15 protein-coding genes and 1 pseudogene are annotated in these 18,968 nt (G+C 54.5%); 9 read left to right on the forward strand and 7 right to left on the reverse strand.

What is annotated here, in order from left to right:
* Positions 1–28: 28 nt before the first annotated feature.
* Positions 29–928 (forward strand): YsnF/AvaK domain-containing protein, encoded by a 900-nt coding sequence (locus tag MKZ35_RS11600; protein WP_482513445.1) that lies wholly within the window; start codon positions 29–31, stop codon positions 926–928.
* Positions 929–1,020: 92 nt separating this feature from the next.
* Here MKZ35_RS11600 and folB read toward each other — a convergent pair whose 3' ends face one another.
* The 3 genes from folB to MKZ35_RS11615 all read right to left on the reverse strand — a co-directional run bounded on the left by folB (position 1,021) and on the right by MKZ35_RS11615 (position 3,746).
* Positions 1,021–1,407 (reverse strand): dihydroneopterin aldolase, encoded by a 387-nt coding sequence (gene folB, locus MKZ35_RS11605; RefSeq protein WP_482513446.1) that lies wholly within the window; start codon positions 1,405–1,407, stop codon positions 1,021–1,023.
* 282 nt (positions 1,408–1,689) lie between these two features.
* The gene (locus tag MKZ35_RS11610; protein WP_482513447.1) at positions 1,690–2,700 is read right to left on the reverse strand and encodes a DivIVA domain-containing protein; all 1,011 of its coding nucleotides are present in this window, start codon (positions 2,698–2,700) and stop codon (positions 1,690–1,692) included.
* A gap of 110 nt (positions 2,701–2,810) precedes the next feature.
* Positions 2,811–3,746, reverse strand: a complete 936-nt coding sequence (locus MKZ35_RS11615) for a WD40 repeat domain-containing protein (protein ID WP_482513448.1) — start codon at positions 3,744–3,746, stop codon at positions 2,811–2,813.
* Positions 3,747–3,998: 252 nt separating this feature from the next.
* Between MKZ35_RS11615 and MKZ35_RS11620 the strand changes: the two genes are divergently transcribed.
* Together MKZ35_RS11620 and MKZ35_RS11625 are read left to right on the forward strand one after the other, a co-directional pair.
* Positions 3,999–4,658 (forward strand): 4'-phosphopantetheinyl transferase superfamily protein, encoded by a 660-nt coding sequence (locus MKZ35_RS11620; RefSeq protein ID WP_482513449.1) that lies wholly within the window; start codon positions 3,999–4,001, stop codon positions 4,656–4,658.
* A gap of 136 nt (positions 4,659–4,794) precedes the next feature.
* Complete coding sequence (locus MKZ35_RS11625; protein ID WP_482513450.1) at positions 4,795–5,406, forward strand: redoxin domain-containing protein; 612 nt, start codon at positions 4,795–4,797, stop codon at positions 5,404–5,406.
* Positions 5,407–5,501: 95 nt separating this feature from the next.
* Here MKZ35_RS11625 and MKZ35_RS11630 read toward each other — a convergent pair whose 3' ends face one another.
* Both MKZ35_RS11630 and MKZ35_RS11635 read right to left on the reverse strand, forming a co-directional pair.
* Entirely contained in the window at positions 5,502–6,374 is an 873-nt protein-coding gene (locus MKZ35_RS11630; protein ID WP_482514738.1) for a transglutaminase-like domain-containing protein, read from the reverse strand.
* A gap of 355 nt (positions 6,375–6,729) precedes the next feature.
* Positions 6,730–7,884 (reverse strand): hypothetical protein, encoded by a 1,155-nt coding sequence (locus MKZ35_RS11635; RefSeq protein WP_482513451.1) that lies wholly within the window; start codon positions 7,882–7,884, stop codon positions 6,730–6,732.
* A gap of 491 nt (positions 7,885–8,375) precedes the next feature.
* Here MKZ35_RS11635 and MKZ35_RS11640 point away from each other — a divergent pair, with 491 nt between their 5' ends.
* The 6 genes from MKZ35_RS11640 (at position 8,376) to MKZ35_RS11665 (ending at position 16,079) form a co-directional block, all read left to right on the forward strand.
* Entirely contained in the window at positions 8,376–8,582 is a 207-nt protein-coding gene (locus MKZ35_RS11640) for a hypothetical protein (protein WP_482513452.1), read from the forward strand.
* Positions 8,583–8,597: 15 nt separating this feature from the next.
* Positions 8,598–9,833, forward strand: a complete 1,236-nt coding sequence (locus tag MKZ35_RS11645; protein ID WP_482513453.1) for a DUF3375 family protein — start codon at positions 8,598–8,600, stop codon at positions 9,831–9,833.
* A gap of 11 nt (positions 9,834–9,844) precedes the next feature.
* Positions 9,845–10,429, forward strand: coding sequence for a DUF4194 domain-containing protein (locus MKZ35_RS11650; protein ID WP_482513454.1), 585 nt, complete (start codon positions 9,845–9,847; stop codon positions 10,427–10,429).
* Positions 10,413–13,862 carry an ATP-binding protein gene (locus MKZ35_RS11655; protein WP_482513455.1) on the forward strand — a complete coding sequence of 1,150 codons (3,450 nt, stop codon included), beginning with the start codon at positions 10,413–10,415 and terminating at the stop codon, positions 13,860–13,862. The genes MKZ35_RS11650 and MKZ35_RS11655 overlap by 17 nt, the downstream gene beginning before the upstream one ends.
* A complete protein-coding gene (locus MKZ35_RS11660) occupies positions 13,859–14,995 on the forward strand; it encodes a Wadjet anti-phage system protein JetD domain-containing protein (protein WP_482513456.1) in 1,137 nt (378 codons plus the stop codon). Before MKZ35_RS11655 ends, MKZ35_RS11660 begins: the two co-directional genes overlap by 4 nt.
* A gap of 253 nt (positions 14,996–15,248) precedes the next feature.
* The gene (locus MKZ35_RS11665; RefSeq protein ID WP_482512976.1) at positions 15,249–16,079 is read left to right on the forward strand and encodes an IS5 family transposase; all 831 of its coding nucleotides are present in this window, start codon (positions 15,249–15,251) and stop codon (positions 16,077–16,079) included.
* A 708-nt stretch (positions 16,080–16,787) separates the two neighbouring features.
* Here the strand turns inward: MKZ35_RS11665 and MKZ35_RS11670 are convergent.
* Both MKZ35_RS11670 and MKZ35_RS11675 read right to left on the reverse strand, forming a co-directional pair.
* Complete coding sequence (locus tag MKZ35_RS11670; RefSeq protein WP_482513457.1) at positions 16,788–17,222, reverse strand: FEKKY domain-containing protein; 435 nt, start codon at positions 17,220–17,222, stop codon at positions 16,788–16,790.
* 17 nt (positions 17,223–17,239) lie between these two features.
* Positions 17,240–18,867: pseudogene (locus MKZ35_RS11675) on the reverse strand (acyl-CoA carboxylase subunit beta).
* Positions 18,868–18,968: the final 101 nt, after the last annotated feature.

Here is an 18,968-nt window from a genome sequence, read left to right on the forward strand (position 1 = left end):
TCACCCACAACCCAAATACCTTAATAACATGGCACATACCGTAGTAGGAGTATTCAACACTGCCGCTGAGGCCCAGCATGCAGTACAGCAGCTTGAGCAGAATGGATTTCAGCGTGATTACGTTGACGTAGCTCCGTATAATCAGGACGGTGCTTCAGGCAGCAACTATAGCACTGGTGGCAGCACCAGCACAAATACTACCGGCACCCGCGCCGAGGCAGCAGTAGATAATGCGGGCGACAGCGTCAGCAATTTTTTCAGCAATCTGTTTGGCGGCGACGATGATAATACGGCCAACAACTACTCAAACGTAGTGCGCAGTGGCAAATCATTGGTAACGGTGCATGCCCAGTCGGCTTCAGAAGCTGAACGCGCCCGTGACTTTCTCGATGAGTATGGTGCAGTAGATGTTGATGATTTGGCCTCGCAACATGGTGCTGGTACTTCCGGCAATGCGTATGCGGGCACTCAATCCAATACTAACCAAACTAACCAAACTGACCAGACTGGTTCGGTTAAGGTAGTAGAAGAGCAGCTGCAAGTTGGTAAGCGCGTGGAGCAAACAGGCGGCGTGCGCGTACGCAGCCGGATTGTAGAGCGGCCCGTAGAAGAGCGCTTGCGTCTGCGTGAGGAGCACGTAAACGTGGAGCGTCATGCTGTAAACCGCCCCGCTACGGAAGCCGATTTCACTGCGTTTAAAGAAGGTGAAATTGAAATTACGGAAAGCGCTGAGCGTGCCGTAGTAAGCAAAGAAGCCCGCGTAGTAGAGGAAATCAGCCTCGGCAAAGAGGTAACCGAGCGGGAAGAAACCATCCGCGACACGGTGCGCAAAACCGAAGTGGATATCGAGCAGATAAACGATTCGACCCGAAATACCACGAATACCACGAACACCAACGATTCTGATAAACAGAACAGAAATATGTAAGCACTAGCAGCTTATAATTTTCTATCAATAAAAAAGGCGACCAGTTATGGTCGCCTTTTTTATTGATAGAAAGCCCATAGTGCACGCTATTTCTACTTCTCTGGGTTCTGGGGGGCGTTTTGGCTGCGTTTGCGCTTCAAGGTGATGCGCGCCCGGCGGCAAATGCCCCCCAATGGAGGATTGAACTTCGATACGCACACTTTCACGGTGTACACATGCGGAAACTGCGTCAGAATCCGGTCCATCACCCGGTGCCCTACGTGCTCCAGCAACCGCGCCGGAGCCAGCATTTCCTCCGCTACCAAGCGGTAAAGCACCTCGTAGTTTACAGTCTCCTGCAACTTATCGGAAGCACCCGCCGCGTGCAGATCAGTCTGAATGTACAGATCCACACCGTACTTATTTCCGATCTTCTGCTCCTCATCATAATAGCCGTGAAAAGCGAAAAACTCCATGCCCTCCAGCGCGATTTGTCCCATGGTAGTCTGTAGTTAATAGTGGCGTAGCGCCCTGATTTGACTAAAGTATCTGAACAGTTGCTAAAAAACAGTCATGCTGAGGAATCGAAGCATCTCGCGTGCTGACGTGGGAGTAGTAACCTCAATTAAACACGCGAGATGCTTCGCGCTGCGGGACGCCAGATTAAGCATGACGACCTCACGGAGTTGATTTTTCACAGACCTTGGGTAAAGTATAGCGCCAAAAAAGCGAAAGGCCCGCAAGCTATTGCGGGCCTTTCGCTTTTCACAGGCAAAGCCGGGTTAAATCTCGTCGAAAAACGATTTTTCGGTTGAAGCTGCCGTGGCCATTCCGGGGTGCGTGGCTGGCGAGGGCGGCGTGATTTCGGGGTGGCTGGGGCCGACGGGCTGAATATCGGGCATAGGACGCTCAATATCAGGGGCACCAGGGTTAGGCACGCGGGAAGGTTCGGGCTGATAAATGCGGGATGGATCGGCTTTCCCAGGGTTTTCGTCGGGCGAATCGGGCCGGATGTCGGGTCCGGGCGTTTGCGCCGGCGCGCCCGGATCTGGCTGCTGGCCGGGCTTGGGGTTATAGTTGCCGGGCTGAGGGCCAATAGTGCGGGGCTCGGCAGCCAAACTGCCCCCCAGGGAGGCGCTGGATGCCCCAGCCACAGCGGCAGCCGACGAAGTAGAAGCAGAAGAAACACGCATGGTAGAGTCGTTTTGGGGTGAAGGTTCGGTCCTGCTTACCTGTACGCTCTCGGCCCGCGAAAGGATGGCGGCCGCATCGGTTTTTGGTCGGGCTTTCGCTTTTGCTACCTTTTCCAACGCGTCGGAAGCCAAGTGCTGCAAATCACGCACGAGGTTTTCCATCTGGGTTTCCAGTCGATGACACTCCTGGCCCAGGCTGTTGACTTCGGTGCGCATGGCCGCCACGCTTTTCTCGGCTTCGCGAGTGGCTTCTTCCACCAGCCGACGTGCTTCCTGCCGGGCTTCGCTTAGTAGCTGATCCGCTTTGAGCTGAGCTTCCCGAATGCGCAAATCGGCATCGCGCTGCGACTGTTCGGTGATACTATTGCCGGTGTCTTCAGCCGTTTTGAGGGTGCGGTACAGGCTGGTTTCCACTTCGCGCATTTTCTGCACATCGTGGGTGGCGTGCTCCAGCTTCAGGCGCAGCTCCCGGTTTTCATCGCCCATTCGCTCCCACTGCTGCGACAGCGTGACCAGAAAGGCTTGTACTTCGTCCTTATCAACGCCACGAAAGGCTTTTTCAAAGGTTTTCTGTCTGATATCGAGAGCGGTGATTTTCATTTAACAAGTATCATTTAACATTTAACAACTTTCATTTACTGTTGAGCAATTATTCTTTCACAGATTAAAAGCGGGCCAGAGCCACTTTCCAAACTGTTAAATGATAAATGTTAACTGTTAAATGAAATTTCCCATACCGCAAGGCTGCGGTCGTCACTACACGAAACTAGCCGATTCTGCCGGCCCGACCAAAATAACTTGTTCACGGAAGTACCGTGGCCGGCGTGCCGCGCCTTATCAACCACGCGCAGCAAGCGGCCCGTTTCGGCTTCCCACACTTTGATTGATTTGTCCATGCTGCACGTAGCCAGCAGCAGCCCATCGGGGCTGAACAGCAGGTGATTAATGGTAAACATATGGGCCACAATACTGCCTACTTCGGCATAATTGCCCCCCACGGCCCAGGTACGCAAGTGAGCATCACGGCCGGCCGTTAGCAGCTGCTGACCATCGGGCGAATAGGCAGCGGTAAACACGGAGTTTGTGTGACCTGTGAGCGTGTACTTCACGGCCAACGAATCGGCATCGAGGATACGCACTAGCGCGTCGCTGCTACCTACGGCCAACTCGCCGCGCTCCTCGTGCAAAGCCAGGCAGCGCAAACTTTTCTCGCTAAGAGGCACCAGTTTTTCCAGCGTAAAGTCAGTGGCTCGCAATATTGCTAACACGCCATTGCCGAGGGCCACATACAGGCGCTGTCGGGGTGCTGAGTACGCAAAGTCGAAGATGGCCGCCGGTGGCAGCGCGATGCTATATACCAGCTTTCTTTCGGCTAACGCTATGGCCTGTATTCCCTGAAAATTGTGTCCCAGCACCAGCAACTCACGCTCGGGTAAGTAGCGCAGGGCATATACCGAGTTTTCTACCCGAGCTACCAATTCTCCATCGCGCGTGAGGTCATCGATGCTCCAGACGGCAACCATGCCATCGGCGCTGGCTGAAAAGAAACGATCTTCATCGGCAGAGCCGGCTAAGGCGTACACGCAGTCGCGGTGGCCGCTGAGCGTGGCCAATTTCTGCACCTGCGGACGAGAAAGCAACGGCATGGGTGAGGTAGTAACTTAGGGCGAAATTACAGTGGTTTTGTTAAGCCTGTAGCGAAAAGACTAGTAGCTGGTTTGCTAAGCATTTCGAGACGTCACTTTAACCAAGCCCATTACAAAAAAGTCCGTCATGCAGAGGCGAAGCCGAAGCATCTCGCGTGCTGATGCAGGATTAGTAATCAGACGCCCGCGAGCGAGATGCTTCGGCGCCGCCTCTGCATGACGTTCAAAGTATACGTGTCAATTCCTTTATAAATGCCTTTACACTCCCTTACGCCGCTTTCCGTAAATACCTTGCTGGGGCTGTGGCATCTTACAGAAAAGCCCCCCGAACTGCTTCCCCTCCTCCCCTACTCTGCGCACTATGCCTCAAAGCAGCCCGCTGTGCGCGACTTAACCCGCCAGGCACAATGGCTGGCGGGCCGGGCCCTGACGCATACACTCCTGCGCGAGCTTACCCCGGCTCATGCGCTTGTACTCAATGATGCCAATGGCCGCCCGTATTTTGAGGAATTGCCTGATTTTGCGGTTTCATTGTCACATTCAGGGGAGTGGGTAGTCGGAATTGTGGCAACACAGGGGCGCGTTGGCACAGATGTTGAACTGATAAGGCCCAAAGCGCAACATTTGGCAGCCCGGTTTCTAGCTGAAACCGAACGAGCCAATGCCGGCGACGATGCAGCGAAATATAGTCTCTATTGGAGTGCCAAAGAGACGCTGTACAAGTTGCATAGTCGTCGGGGCGTGGTGTTTAAAGAGCAATTGTTGCTCAACCCGTTTGAGCTGCGGGAGGCAGGTGTTTTGACGGGGCACCTGCTGCTAGAAAACTTCCGCAGCGAACACCGAATCTCCTATCAACGCTTGGCAACCGACTACGTGCTAACTTATTGCGTTGAAGACACCACACACGGCTGAGTTGTAATTGCTGAATCTAGGTGGAGTTGTAGCACGCTACTCAGGTAAGATTCAGCAGTTCAAAGCCTTCTGATTAGAACTTATTGTTTTATCGGATAAGCCTTACCCCTCAGCTCCACTTTCTAACCTCCCACCCATGCTCTTTCGCCGAATCTCAATTATTGCTGCTGTCGCCCTGCTCTTCTGTACCGTTGCGGTGGGTGTAGCCAAGGCACAAGATGGCCGCACCGTTAATGACTTCAGCCTCACCAGCCCTACCAAGGCCACCGTTACGCTGAGCAGCTATGCCAGCAACAAGGCTATTGTGGTTGTGTTTGTGAACCCTAACTGCGCCTTTTCCAAGCTTTACCAAAGCCGGCTAAGTGCCCTGGATGCGGCGTATAGCGGCAAGGGCGTGCAGTTTTTGTTTATCAATGTGCCCATCAACCTGGAAGCTACGGCTGAAGCAGTTGACGCCGACAAGCTGAAAATGAAATCCACTGGCACCGACGATTATCCTTACCTCACCGACCCCGGCCAAAAGGTGAGCGCCTTATTAGGGGCAACCAAAACCCCGGAAGCCGTGGTATTGCAGCCCACCGAAAATGGCTTCACGGTGCGCTATAGAGGCGCTATCGACGATAATGCCCAGGTAGAAGCCTTCGCCAAGGAGCATTACTTAGCCCAAGCACTGGACAATATCCTGGCTGGCAAAGCGGTGGGCGTAGCCGATAAGCGCGCGGCCGGCTGCCTGATCAAGAGAATGTAGCCACGTATTTCATTCATAAAAAAGCCCCCCAGCAATGCGCTGGGGGGCTTTTTTGGGTACTACGACTCCAAAGTCGTACTACCATTGCTCGTCATTTATTCTTTCGGATCAATATCAGTGGGAGGAGTAAGTTCGTCGGTCAGAATAGCCAGGAGCTTGCCCACTTCAGCGGCTTTAGCGGGTTCCTGCAGCTTCTCGAAGCTCATCACCAGATTGCGCAAGGCCCGGCGCACGATGTCGAGGTGAGAACAGGGCGTGTAAAAAATATCGTTGGGCGATAGGTTGAGTTGAGCTACATAATGCTCAATATCGGTGCGCGACAGGATGAGGCCGCGGTTGTAGCAGTTGATATAAAACGGCTCCGTAATCTGGCTATGCGACTGGTAAGTGAGCACAAATAGATTAGGCAGGTTCACTCCATAAATAGGCAAATTCAGCCGTTGTGCCACCAGCAGATAAATCACGCAAAGCGTAAGCGGATTGCCACGCTTAGTTTCCAATACCAGGTGTAGCATGGAGTTGGCGGGCGAATGGAAATTCTGGGTGTTGGCGCCCAGCTTGTGCGCCCGAAACAACACATGGTTCAGCACCTGCACCTGATCGGTGGGGTGCATGTCGGGCCGCATCAGCGTCCAGGCTTCAAAGCGCAATTGCTCAATGGCCCGGTTCAGCGCCTGCAAATCAGCATCAGGATATTGATAAGAGTTCAGCAGCCACATACCTTCTATCAGGCTTTCACCGCCCGAATCGCGCCACACGCGCAAGCGCTGCTTCAGGCCATCGAATTGCAAATCATGAATCAGATCCTCCAGGCGCTGCTGCTGGCTTGGGTCGAGGCTCTCCTCCCACGATTCTTCCAGGAAAGGAATAATGGTCTCGCCCAATGCCTGAATCCGCTCCTCAATCTGGGGGGCAATTTCGGGGTCGTCGAGCAGAGAAATAAGCGCTTTAATTTCTTTATTGGTCATGTAATGGATGGTCGGGGCGTTTGCAGCGGCCCCGAGTAGCACGAGGTAGTAAATAAAAGCAACCGACACGGTTTTGCCGCCGCCGGTTGCCTGGAATCAACACGTAGGCTGGCGGGAAATGTTCACTCCGGGAAGAGCCGGGCAGGTCTGGGCGCAGAGTACAGCGGAAAAACATCAATAGGTGTCAAAAACAAGCCCGTACAGCTATTCGGCAGCTTCAATCGGCCCCAACGGCAGGCCTCCGCATACGGCCTGGGCAGGTCAGCCGCCCAGATGACAGCAGAAAAGCAAAGAAATACAAAGCCTCCCAGAGGCCGCGGAAGCAGGCGTTCACCCACGGATAGGCAACAACCAGCTAAAATCGCACAATGATCGGCCCCTGGCCGGCCTTCGGAATCCGATAGGACTTCAGAAACGCCTTTAGCGCGGCCGGGTCGTGCTCAAAAGCCAGCACCTCGGCCGCGAGCTGCCTGATCTTGGCTTCGAGCTGCGTTTTCTGCCGCTTGAAGTCAACTTCCAGCGCGCCTGGCGTAGGCAGCAGATAATAAGGCTGGCCCGTGAAGTTCGCTAAGTCCGTCTGCTCCTCGTACAGGGCCGCGTCCAGCTCACGCACCTGTTCGCGCAGCAGCTTGTTGTAGTAGCGCAGCTGGTCTTCGGCCAGGTTTTCGAGGTGGGCCTGATCGATGCGATTCAGCTCCAATTGGAGGCGCAACAGCGTCAGCAGCTCATTGCTCTCGTAGGCCGTCGTGACTTGTTGCAGCAAACTCGTTTTGCGGGCTTTCTCGGCTTTGTCCGGCTCGCGGTCGGGGTGCAGGGCCTTCACCAGGTCCATGTATAGCGTCCGCACGGCTTTGGTAATGTTCTTCTCCTCGGTCTGCTTCCTGGCCTCAACGTCCTTCTGCTTCGCCGTTTTGGGCCGCTGGGCACGCCGCTGATTTTGTTGCTCGGCCTGGTCGGCGAAGCTGGCTTGCTGCTCGGCCAGCTGCTGGGCCACGTAAGCCTGAAACTTTTCCTGCGTATTCACTTCCACCGCCGGGTCGAAGGTGATGCCGAACTGCTGGGTAAACAGCTGCTTCATCACCTCCGAGATTTGCTCATCCGCGTCCGCCGTGGCCTCATCGAAGCCCTGCGGGTCGTGCTTGTCGAAGATGGGCTTCAAGTCTTCGTAACCGCGTTCGATCAGGTCGTAGCCTACATTTAGGATCAGGTCCACGATTTTGCCACGCTCAGTTTTGGTGAGCTTGTAGGTATCGTAGGCGCGGTCGAGCTGGCGCATAAGGGCAGCCCGCTGGTCGTTGTGCTGAGTCTGCAGGGGCCGGTATTCAGTCTGCACGCGCTGCCGCAGCCGGGTGGCCGCGTCGCGGAAGGCCGCCACGTCACTCTCCAGCTTGGCAATGCGCTTGGTGAGGCGGTTGAATTCCTTCTGCGCCTTGGACAGCAACAGGTTATCGACGCTGGGCGATTGAATATGAACCAGCTGGGGTGCGGGCGTGGCGGTCTTCTTGGCCATGACAAAAGATTGAGAAAGACAAACAGCGCAAAGCTACGACGGCTTCAGTTTTTTCCTGAAACCTAAGCCGAATGAGCCGTTGATGCCGGAGGTATCCTGGTGCTCGCGTAAATCGTATTTTCAATTTCTTGCTAAGTGGAATCCCAGTTGCTGTTTGGCCGCTGTTTTGATTGTGCTTTACATGATCAAATTTGCAAAATCACTTGCCTAGCAACCGATTATTACCTTGTTGCTATTTCGAATATAAAACATTGTATATCAAATTATTATATAAATTTTGTATTTAACAGAACTTACGCGTTTGCTTTTACGGAACCACTTTATCAGTACCTGGGGGATATAGACAAAAACTGGCCTCTGACTTGTCTTGGTCTAGGAATCTGACCGGAAATACGGACTCAGATACAAAGCTATTTACTCGTCATTATCAGGTAATGCGTGTGTCGGCGGAACAGCTGTTATGACACAAAACAATTCATTTATTCAGCGTTATGTCTTATCAGCTGTATCGTTCTCTCTTTCATCCCGAACGTACTCCGGTTGCCATCCGGGTAGTGCGGAGCCACAATGCGCCGCTAGTACTTTGCTTTTTGCAGGAGAGTTTTAAATCCAGCAGCTACGCGCCCGTATTGGCCAGCGACAAGCTAACCGGGCAGCTCGCTGACTTTCTTGAAACCTGGGGCTATGAAGAAGACTAAGGGGATCTTTCGCAGTTGGGTACTTCAACGGAGGAACGCGCGGTCAAGCTGGTGAAGGATTGGGTGCGTGCCGGCTACCTGACCTTGTACACTGATGAGCGGGGCACCGACCAGCACACGCTGACCCCCGAGCTGGAAAGCGTACTTGACTGGGTAGCCACCTTACTGAACAAACCTTCATTCGTGGGCACCGAGTCGCGGTTCCTGAGCATAGTGCATCAGTTGCGCGAACTGGTGCACAACTCGACCGATGACTGGCAGGCGAAAGTAGCCGAGCTGGAGCAGCAAAGAGCTGCTTTGGACCAACAAATTCGGGAATTGAAGCTAACTAAAAGCGTTCAGACCTACGAGGACTACCAGATTGAGTCCCGATATCAGGATGTGAGCGGCGTGGCCCGCAGCCTGTTGCGCGATTTTCGGGAGGTGGAAGCAAACTTCCGCGATATCACGCAACGTATTTACCAGCAGCAGTCGGAAGCCACACAAACCAAAGGCAGTTTGCTGAGCTTGGCCCTCGACGCACTCGACGAACTGCGGCTGACGCCCCAAGGGCGCAGCTTCGAGGCATTCTACCAGCACCTGACCGATCCGCGCCAAAAAGCCGAGCTGGACAGCCTTATTAACCAAGTGTTTGAGCTGCTACGCAACCGTGGCCTTGAAGCCGGCGACGGGTTTTTGCGCAAAATCCGTTTCTATTTGCATGGCGAGGGCCGCAAGGTGAACGACTCTTTTTACGCGCTGGCCCGGAAGCTGGAGAAAATCTTGTCCGAGAAAAACCTGCGCGACCGTCGCAAATCCCTGGCTCTCATCAACGACATCCGGACGCTGGCCTTTGAGGTGATGAATGATCCGCCCAAGGATGGCGTCTTTCTCGAGCTGGATGGCCGGGCCGACTACCTCCCTACTGAGCCCCAGGTGGAGCTACGGGAGCGCGAGAGCGGCATCAAACCCCGGACGCTGGCCGTGGCGCTCCCGGATGCGGACGATTTGGGGCCGCTTATGGGGCCGCGGGTAGTGGACAAAACCATATTGGTGGCCAATATAAGTTTCCTGTTGCGCGGCCAAAGTCAGGCGACGCTGCGGCAGGTAGTCGATGTCTTTGGGCTGAAATATGGCCTTTCGGAGCTAATGGCCTACGGTAGTATCGCGGCAGCCTCGTCCAGACACCTCATCAACACCCAGCACAAAGAATATTTCGACCTCGGGGACGGGCGCGGATGCGGGTTTCCCGAATTGATTTTTTGCCGCTAACCACTTTGTCTATGTCCAAACCTTACGCCTCCGTTATTATCAAGCTGCTGCAAACTCATGCCCTTTACGACGATGACCGTCAGTACTGGCAGCAGCTGGAAGAGCACGAGTCGGCCATTCGCGCCCACTTCGCCGACCTCGGAGTGGCCCTGGACCTGAATCGGGCCGACGGCTACGCCCGCCTCACGCAGCTGGAACCTAATGAGGACGACCCTAATCCGCCCCTGCGCTTGCTGCGGCGCACGGTGCTTAGCTACGAGCAAAGTTTGTTGTGCGTGGTGCTGCGCGAGTGGCTGGAAGAGCACGAAGGCAGTGCCCACGCGGCCAGTCGTCGACTTTTTGCCACCCGCGAACAGCTGCGCGAACGAATCGAGTTGTTTTTTCGGCAGCAATCCAACCAAAAAGCCCTACTGGATAAGTTGGATGGCCTTATTGATAAGCTAACCGAGAATGGCTTACTCAAGCTAACGCGCAAAGACGACCTCAATCCCGACCAGACGCAGTACGAAGTAAAGCCGCTGCTTAAAGCGAAGATTACCCTCGAAAAGCTGGAAGAATTTAAAAATAAGCTTCGCAACTATGCCGAATCTATTTGATGCGCTAGCCGGGCCGGCTGGCTACCGGCTCAAGGCGCTGGAAGTGTTTAACTGGGGCACTTTTCACGAGGGCAGCAGCGGGCAGGACATTACGCGCCTGGTGCCTGACGGCCAGAATACGCTGCTGACGGGAAGCAACGGCTCGGGCAAAACCACGCTCGTAGACGGCCTGTTGGCGCTGCTGGTCAACCCGACCAAGCGTTTTTTCAACCAATCGTCGGGGGCGGAAAGCCGCTCCGGCCGCAGCGAGGAATCCTACGTGGAAGGGCATTATGGCCGCACCCAGGATGAGGAAAAGCAGAATAGTCGGCCCGAAAAGCTGCGTCCTGACAAGTCCCAGACCTACTCCATTCTGCTCGGTGTATTCACTAATACCCAAAGCCTGCCCATTACGCTGGTGCAGGTGCGGTGGTTTGGGGGCGGCAAACTGCAACATAAGTATCTGGTATCGAAAACGGAGCTGAGCATTGCGGAGCATATTCAATTTGGCACCACCAACCAATGGGTAAGCAAGCTGAAGCGGCAGTTTGGCAACGGGGTCGTTGAAGATTTCGATACGTTTCCCAAATACGCGGCGGCGTTTCAGCGCCTGTTCGGGATGCGCGATAAGGCCCTGACGCTGTTCAACCAGACCGTGGGCATGAAGGTACTGGGCGACCTGGACGAGTTTATTCGGACCAATATGCTCGAAGAAAGCACGGCCGAGGCGGAGTTCTCAAAATTGATGGGCAACTACCAAACCCTGCTGATCTCGTACCGGGCGCTGGAAAAGGCGCGTACCCAACTCGCCTTGCTCCAACCCGTGTACGACCTCAGCGACGAGTATGAAGGTCTGAAAAAAGCGTTGCAAGTGGCTAAGGAAGAGCAACGACTGCTCGAACCGTGGTTTGCCCAGCAGCAAGTGGCCCTCTGGGGGGCAGAAATCAGCCGCCAGGACCGGGAGCTGGACCGGCTACAACACGAGCTGGGGCAGCAGGAAACCGCCTGGGAAACCGCTGATGGGCAGCGCGTCGAGCTGGAGGTGCAAATTGCCAACAATCAGATTGCCCAGCAGATTAAAGACCTGGAGCGCGACATTCGGGAACGGGAGAAAATCAAAACCAGCAAAGAGCGTAACCTGCGCGACTACAATCGTTTGGCCCGCCAGCTAGACTTGGTGGAAGACCCGGACGCGGGCACATTCGAGCAGAACGTCAGCCACGCTCAGGCCGCGCAACAAGCGCTCCAACAGACCCGCCAGCAGCTTGACGATCAGAAATTTGAGGTTCGCTCCGCACTCGAAATCCAGAAAGCAGTCTTCGACCAAATAGAGGCTGAACTCGCGCAGCTGGAAAAAAGCGCGGGTAAAATAACCGGCCGACCTGAGCAAATCCGGCAGGAAATTCTAGCTGCCGTAGGGGCTACCGAAGCTGATATTCCATTCGTAGCCGAGGTAATACAAGTGAAGGTCGACGAAAAAGCCGTCTGGAACAACGCCCTCGAAAAGCTGCTGCACAGTTTTGGACTAGACCTACTGGTACCCGAGCGCCTGCGCGTAGCCGTGCGGGATTACGTGCATAATGAGCGGGATTTGCGCGGAAAAATCGTTTTTCACAAAGTAGAAAACAAAGCGAGCCGCCCGATTTTCCTTGACCCGCTCACGGTGGCCGCTAAGCTGGATTTTAATCCCAAAAGCCACTATGCCGCCTGGGTGGAAAACGCCGTAGCCAGTCGGTTTAACTACCTCTGCACCGAAGACCTGACTACCTTCGAGCGCGCCGAAAAAGCGATACTACCCTCGGGCCTTACCCGCAACAAAAACCGCCACGAACGCGACGACACTACCGCCCTCCGCCCCATTCTGGGCTGGGACAACCGCGACCTGCTGCGCGACTACCAGCGCCGGGGCCGTGAGCTGAATGAGGCTATCGGCAAAGCCGAAAGCGCTTTACTACGCTTGGGTAAAGAGGAGAGAGAAGCAGAGGAACGCGACAAGATTTTTACGCTTATTCTGGCCATACAGCACTTTTCTGAGCTTGACTGGCAAGCCGACGCACACGAAATCGCGCAGCTAACCAAGCAGAAAGAAGCCCTGGAAAACGAAAACGCTTCGCTCAAAACCCTGAAGGATCAGCTAAGCTTGCTCAAGGAGAAACTCAAGCAGCTGGATGCGGCCCGCAAGGCTATCAATCAGGCTGTCTTCGGCTGTGAAGCTTTGCTGAAACAGGTACAGGTCGAGCAGCAGCAGCAACAACTAATACTCAGCAATTTTGCCCCCCAGGACCTGGCCACCGGGCTACGCGGGCTTGATGAACGAATGCAGTCCTTGCGCGAAACCCTGACCTACTCAAATTTTCTGATTCAGAAGCAGGCTGTTGAGCAAAAAGCAGCGCAGCACATCACGACTTTATACAATCAGCAAAAAAGCCAGGAGGAGAAGATTCAGGAAGCCATGGACGACTTTCTGCGACCAGGCGAAGAGGTGCTGGCTAAGTTCGCGGACTGGGGCAGCGACACGCGCGACCTGCGCGGCAAAATGGATCAGCTATCTGAATACACCGACCGCTACGCGCAAATCAAAAACGAGCAGCTGGCCGAGTTGGAGGGCCGCTTCCGCGACGAGTTCAACCGGGGCGTAACCAAGGCGCTAACCGAGTACTGCGAATCGCTCGACGAGCAGCACCAAACCATCTGCGACACGATTGAGCAGATCAACGCGTCGCTGCGGAATATCGCTTTCAACCTTAATCCCGATACATATATTCAACTGGAGCGCACCGATACGCGCCGTGGGCGCATCCACGAGTTTCGGTTCGAGAAGCTTAACAATTGGAACTGGCGGCCCGACCTTGCTCAACTTAGCTTGTCCGCTGACCCGAAGAAAGCCGAAAAAGAAGCCGAAATGGCGCATTTCGTTGACCGCATTCAGCCCTTTATTACCGAGCTGCAAGCCAAGGAAAACGAAAAGTGGCGGCAGGAAGTAACCGATGTGCGCAACTGGTCAACCTTCAGGGCCCGTGAGTATTTCCGGGCCGACCAAGTGCTGAAGCAAGTGTACGAAGGCTCGGGCAGTTTGTCGGGCGGCGAAGGGGCACAGCTGGCCTACACTGTATTGGGAGCCGCCATTGCCCATCAATTCGGTATTAATCACCGCGACACGCAGGCGCATCGCTCGTTTCGGTTTATCGTTATCGACGAAGCGTTTAGCAAGCTGGATGAAGAAAAATCGAAATACCTGTTACAGCTCTGCCAGAGTCTGGGGCTGCAATTAATGGTCGTCACGCCGCTCACCTCTTTGCATATTCTGGAAAAGGAGGTAGAGGTTATTCACTGGGTGATGAAAGCCAAGCAGGATAAGCGCAAGTCGGTGGTGCTGGACATTCCAATTCATCGTTACCAGGAGCAAAAGGAAACGCTATTGACTGAAGCAGAAGCGGAAAATACTGACGCATGATTAGCCTGCACGAGCTACAAACCAAATCGCTTCGGCTTTACGAAAAAGTGTTGCGGGCATACCTGGCCGACGAAAACCTATTTCCTCTAAAGCCACCCGTCAATAAAACCCTGGACCGAACGCAGGGTGCCGACCAGATTTATGCGCAGCAAGCAGAGCTATTGCTGCATTCTAAAAACAAAACCGGCCACGGGTACACGCTTACTTTAAAGCCCAATCCCAAGACCAATCAGAGCGAAATCAGCCGCATTAGTTTTGAAACACGGGACGATTTTTTGCATTTCATTGCCAAAGGCGACGAGTTTGCTGGATTCGCTTGGACCGCTGAGCGCGTGCAGGAAACGCTGCCGGAGTTGCTTCCTCTCCTTCACCAACAGCCTAAGCTCCTGTTGCTACCAGCGGCTGCCTGGGAGCATTTGCTGCAAGTGTGTCAGTATTTTCAGCAGCATCCTCAACCTAATCAATACGTTCGTAACCTGCCGCTGGCCCTCCCGACTAAGTTCATCGAGCGGCATCAGGCCATCCTACGCCTGCTGCTCGATTATTTAATCCCGACCTATATCAGGAGTGAGGAGAAGGACTTTTTTCGGCGCTTTCACCTGTACGCGGAGGAGCCCAGCATTAAAATTCGATTTTTGGATGAGCGTCTGCGCCTGCACCCGGCCATCTCCCATTTTAGCGTGTGGGTAAGCGAGTTTGAGCAGCTGCGGCTGGCGGGCAGCCGCGTCTACATCATTGAAAATCTGACGACGTTTCTCTCATTTCCGGCCGTGCCCGATGGTCTGGCTATCTGGGGCGGAGGCTTTGCCGTGCAGTTATTAGCCGCCACCAACTGGCTGCGCGAGAAGAACCTGTTTTACTGGGGCGACATCGACGTGCATGGCTTCCAGATTCTATCTCAAATCCGTACGCATTTTCCGGCTATTCAGTCGCTGCTAATGGATGCCGCTACATACACCCAGTTCGCTCACGGCGACGTGGGGGGCATTTTTACTTCTCATAGCCTCTCCAACCTGACTGCTCTTGAGCAGACTCTGTATCACTTGCTTCTACGCACCAACGGCCGCTTAGAGCAGGAAAGAATTCCGCCGCACTATGTAGACAAGGCAATTGCAGCGACGCTTTATCCATGATAGAGGGCTAATGCTGACTTGCGGCAACTGGTAATCGCTACGATATAGCACCACTAAAAACAACTTCTACACCGCTCCATCCGGATGTTGGGCAAGTTTTCTGTACTGCTTGAGATTAGTAATAAGTGACGATTTGGACTTGCACGAAAGAATAGAAGCTGTTTAAAAAGTAGTCGTTGGTCAACAGAAACGCAAAAGACTCCCACAATACAGGCGAAATTTGGGGTGCGACCCACCTCCTTTCACTTGCTTCATGGAAGTCCTGCCCAAAGATATTATCCGTACCTGGATTTTGCCCCACCTGACCCAGTCCCGCGGCGGACGCCCCCGCCGGGTGGACCCCGTCGAGTTGCTCGAAGCCCTGCTCTACAAGCTCAAAACCGGCTGCCAGTGGCGCTATCTACCCGTCAAACAGGTCTTTACCGGGGCGGCCCTGACCTGGCAGGGCGTGTACGCCCGCTTCACCAAGTGGCGCAAAGACGGGTCGGGGCAAAAGGCGTGGCTCAACGTCTTACGCCGCCACAAGCACTGGCTGGATTGTTCCAGCGTCCAACTCGACGGCAGCCACACACCCGCCAAAAACGGCGGGGCCGCCGTGGGCTATCAGGGGCGCAAAAAGGCCCGCACCACCACGGCCCTGTTTCTGACCGACAACCAGGGCCAACCCCTGGCCTGTGCGACCCCGCAGGCGGGCAACCACCACGACAGCTTCCGGCTGAGCACCCTGTTTGAGGAACTGTGCGTGTTGCTCGAAGCCGCTGGCATTGCCGTGGCCGGGCTGTTTTTAAATGCCGATAGTGCCTTTGATACCACCGAGTTACGGCAGGCATGCGCCGCGCGCGACATTCAAGCTAACAGTGCCCGTAACCGTCGCGCCGCCGATTGGCAGACCGACGACGATACGTTTTTTGCCCCCGCACTCTACCGCCGACGCGCCGTGGTCGAACACGCCAACGCCTGGCTCGACAGCTTCAAAACCCTGCTCGTGCGCTATGAAACCAGCATCGGCAATTGGCTGGCCTTTCATTGGCTCGCGTTTATCGTCCTCTTTCTGCGAAAAATTACCACTAAACAGACTTTCTAAACAGCTTCATAAGCTGACATGGTATCCTTGTGCACCAGTCGTTATTAAAAACGGCAGATAAGTTCGGGTAGCCAACGCGTTGTTTCTAATGCAAAACTCTCCCCGGCTGCCTCTGGTTGAAAAGGCGACAGCCCGCGCGCTATCTCATTAGCATTCTCAAACTCCCGGCAATTCAACGAACCTGATAGTATAGGCGGCCGTGGTTTTCCCCGTGCCGTTGCATTCAGCAATGATGTACTGCCTTTTCATACGTGGAATGATAGGTTTGCCTACTAGCGCTAACGGATTCGTAGCCCCCTATCTAGCGCGAGTTTAACGTAGCGTAACTCGTGTTTGCTATAATTGTGAGGCTGCTCCTCACTCAGCAGGATGACTTGCATTTAGCGTAGCGTAACTCGTGACCAGCCATGCTGGGAGGCTGCGCCTCCCCCGTTAGAACGATAACGCCGCCCGGATTAACCAAGCGGCGCGGTTAGAGTTTGCCGCTTTGCGGCAGTGGAGGTACAACCTCCACTCAAGGCTAGTCACGAGCTACAAGCTCGCGCCAGTTGGGGAGGCTGCGCCTCCCCCGCCAGAACGACAACGCCGCCCGGATTGTCCAAGCGGCGCGGTCACGACTTGCCGCTGCCGCGGCAGTGGAGGTACAACCTCCACTTTAAAGATTGTCTCGAGTTATGCTGCGCTAAACTCGCGCCAGATGCAGTTTTATTATGACTTCTTTCTTGCTTTCCAGTCTTTGAATCCAATTACGTCCTTCCTGATGCTTTTCATCCAGACTTTACCATAAGTATCTCGCATGTATTGAAAAATACGAGTATTGTAAGCCAGTACACATTCCTTGTCTGGACCAGTACAGCCTTCTTCGTAATAATAAACTCCAAACTTTTTTTCAAAATCCTTATCAGAAGGGTAAGACACTGGAGCTATACCGCTTTTCAATATCAGAAATGGCAAGTTTCTCTGAATGTCTTTCTCGGCTAGGTTACTACCTTCAGCACAGTCATTTTCGGCAGAGACGAAATGCAACTCTGCTCGGCCTGCATTATTGATTGCTGCATCAGTGAATTTATTACCCTGAGTAAAAGCTGTTATAGGCCTAACAACTATCAGAGCCACAGCCAGTATTTTTATAAGTTGATACATAATTCTTGAGAAATCCCTCACACTTGAATTACGCCCACATTAAACGCTTTCTCAATCGGCGCGTGATTAGCCGCGTCAATACCCATTGAAAGTACCTTACGAGTTTCCAGCGGGTCAATTATAGCATCGACCCATAAGCGGGCGGCGGCGTAGTACGGCGAAAGCTGCTCCTCGTAGCGGTTTTTGATGCGGTCGAGCAATTCCTTTTCGGCTTCGGGCGTGATTTCTTCGCCTTTGGCTTTCAGGCTGGCTACTTGAATTTGGAGGAGCGTGTTGGCGGCGGCGGCTCCGCTCATTACGGCGAGCTGGGCCGTGGGCCAGGCCACGATGAGGCGCGGGTCGTAGGCCTTGCCGCACATGGCGTAGTTGCCGGCCCCGTAGCTGTTGCCGATGATGACCGTGAACTTGGGCACCACCGAGTTGGCCATGGCGCTTACCATCTTCGCCCCGTCTTTGATGATGCCGCCGTGCTCACTTGCGCTGCCCACCATGAAGCCCGACACGTCGTGCAGAAACACCAGCGGAATACGCTTCTGGTTGCAGTTCATGATAAAGCGCGCCGCTTTGTCGGCCGAGTCGGAGTAGATGACGCCGCCCATCTGCATGCCCGTTTTCTTCGACTTCACGATTTTGCGCTGGTTGGCCACAATACCGACCGCCCAGCCATCGATGCGCGCCAGCCCGCAGATGAGTGTCTGGCCGTAGAGGTCTTTGTAGGGCTCAAACTCCGAGTTATCCACCAGGCGGCGGATAATGTCCATCATATCGTAGGGCTTGGCGCGGTCGGCGGGCAGCAGTCCGTATATTTCCTCGGGCTTCTCAGCGGGCGCGGCGGGGGCGGCGCGGTGGAAGCCCGCGGAAGGCTGGCCACCCATCTTATCGAAGATGTTGCGGATGTGGTCGAGGCACTCTTCGTCGTTCTTAAACTTGTAATCCGTGACGCCCGAAATCTCGGAGTGCGTGGTAGCGCCGCCCAGCGTCTCGTTGTCGATGCTTTCGCCAATGGCTGATTTCACCAGGTAAGAACCAGCCAGAAACACCGAGCCCGTACCATCCACAATCATGGCCTCATCGCTCATGATGGGCAAATAAGCCCCCCGGCCACGCAAGGCCCCATAATAGCGGCCAGCTGCACGATACCCATGCTGCTCATCACGGCGTTGTTGCGGAAGATGCGGCCGAAGTGCTCCTTATCGGGGAAAATCTCGTCCTGCATGGGCAGGTACACGCCCGCCGAATCGACGAGGTAAATAGTAGGCAGCTTGTTCTCTATGCTGATTTCCTGAGCCCTTAAGTTCTTTTTTGCCGTAATCGGAAACCAAGCACCCGCTTTCACGGTGGCATCGTTGGCGACTACCACGCACTGCCGGCCTTTTACGTAGCCAATCACCACTACCACACCGCCGGAAGGGCAGCCGCCTTCGGCCTGGTACATACCTTCGCCCGCAAAGGCCCCTATCTCCACCGTTTCCGCGCCTTCATCCAGCAAGTAGGCTATCCGCTCGCGGGCGGTGAGCTTGCCTTTGGCTTTGTGGGCTGTGATGCGCTTTTCACCGCCACCCAGGGCTACTTTCTTATGCCGCTGGCTGAGTTGAAAAATGAGTTGTTTGATTTGGTCTTCGTTTTTGTTGAACTCCAGATTCATGCGGGTGGGAAAAGGGGTTGTGGGGGGCAAATTGGGTGGTTTCGACACAAAAAAATCCGCCCGAAGGCGGATTTCAAAGGTACTTAAAATTGGCAGACGCC

The sequence above is a fragment of the Hymenobacter sp. R533113 genome, assembly GCF_056835965.1.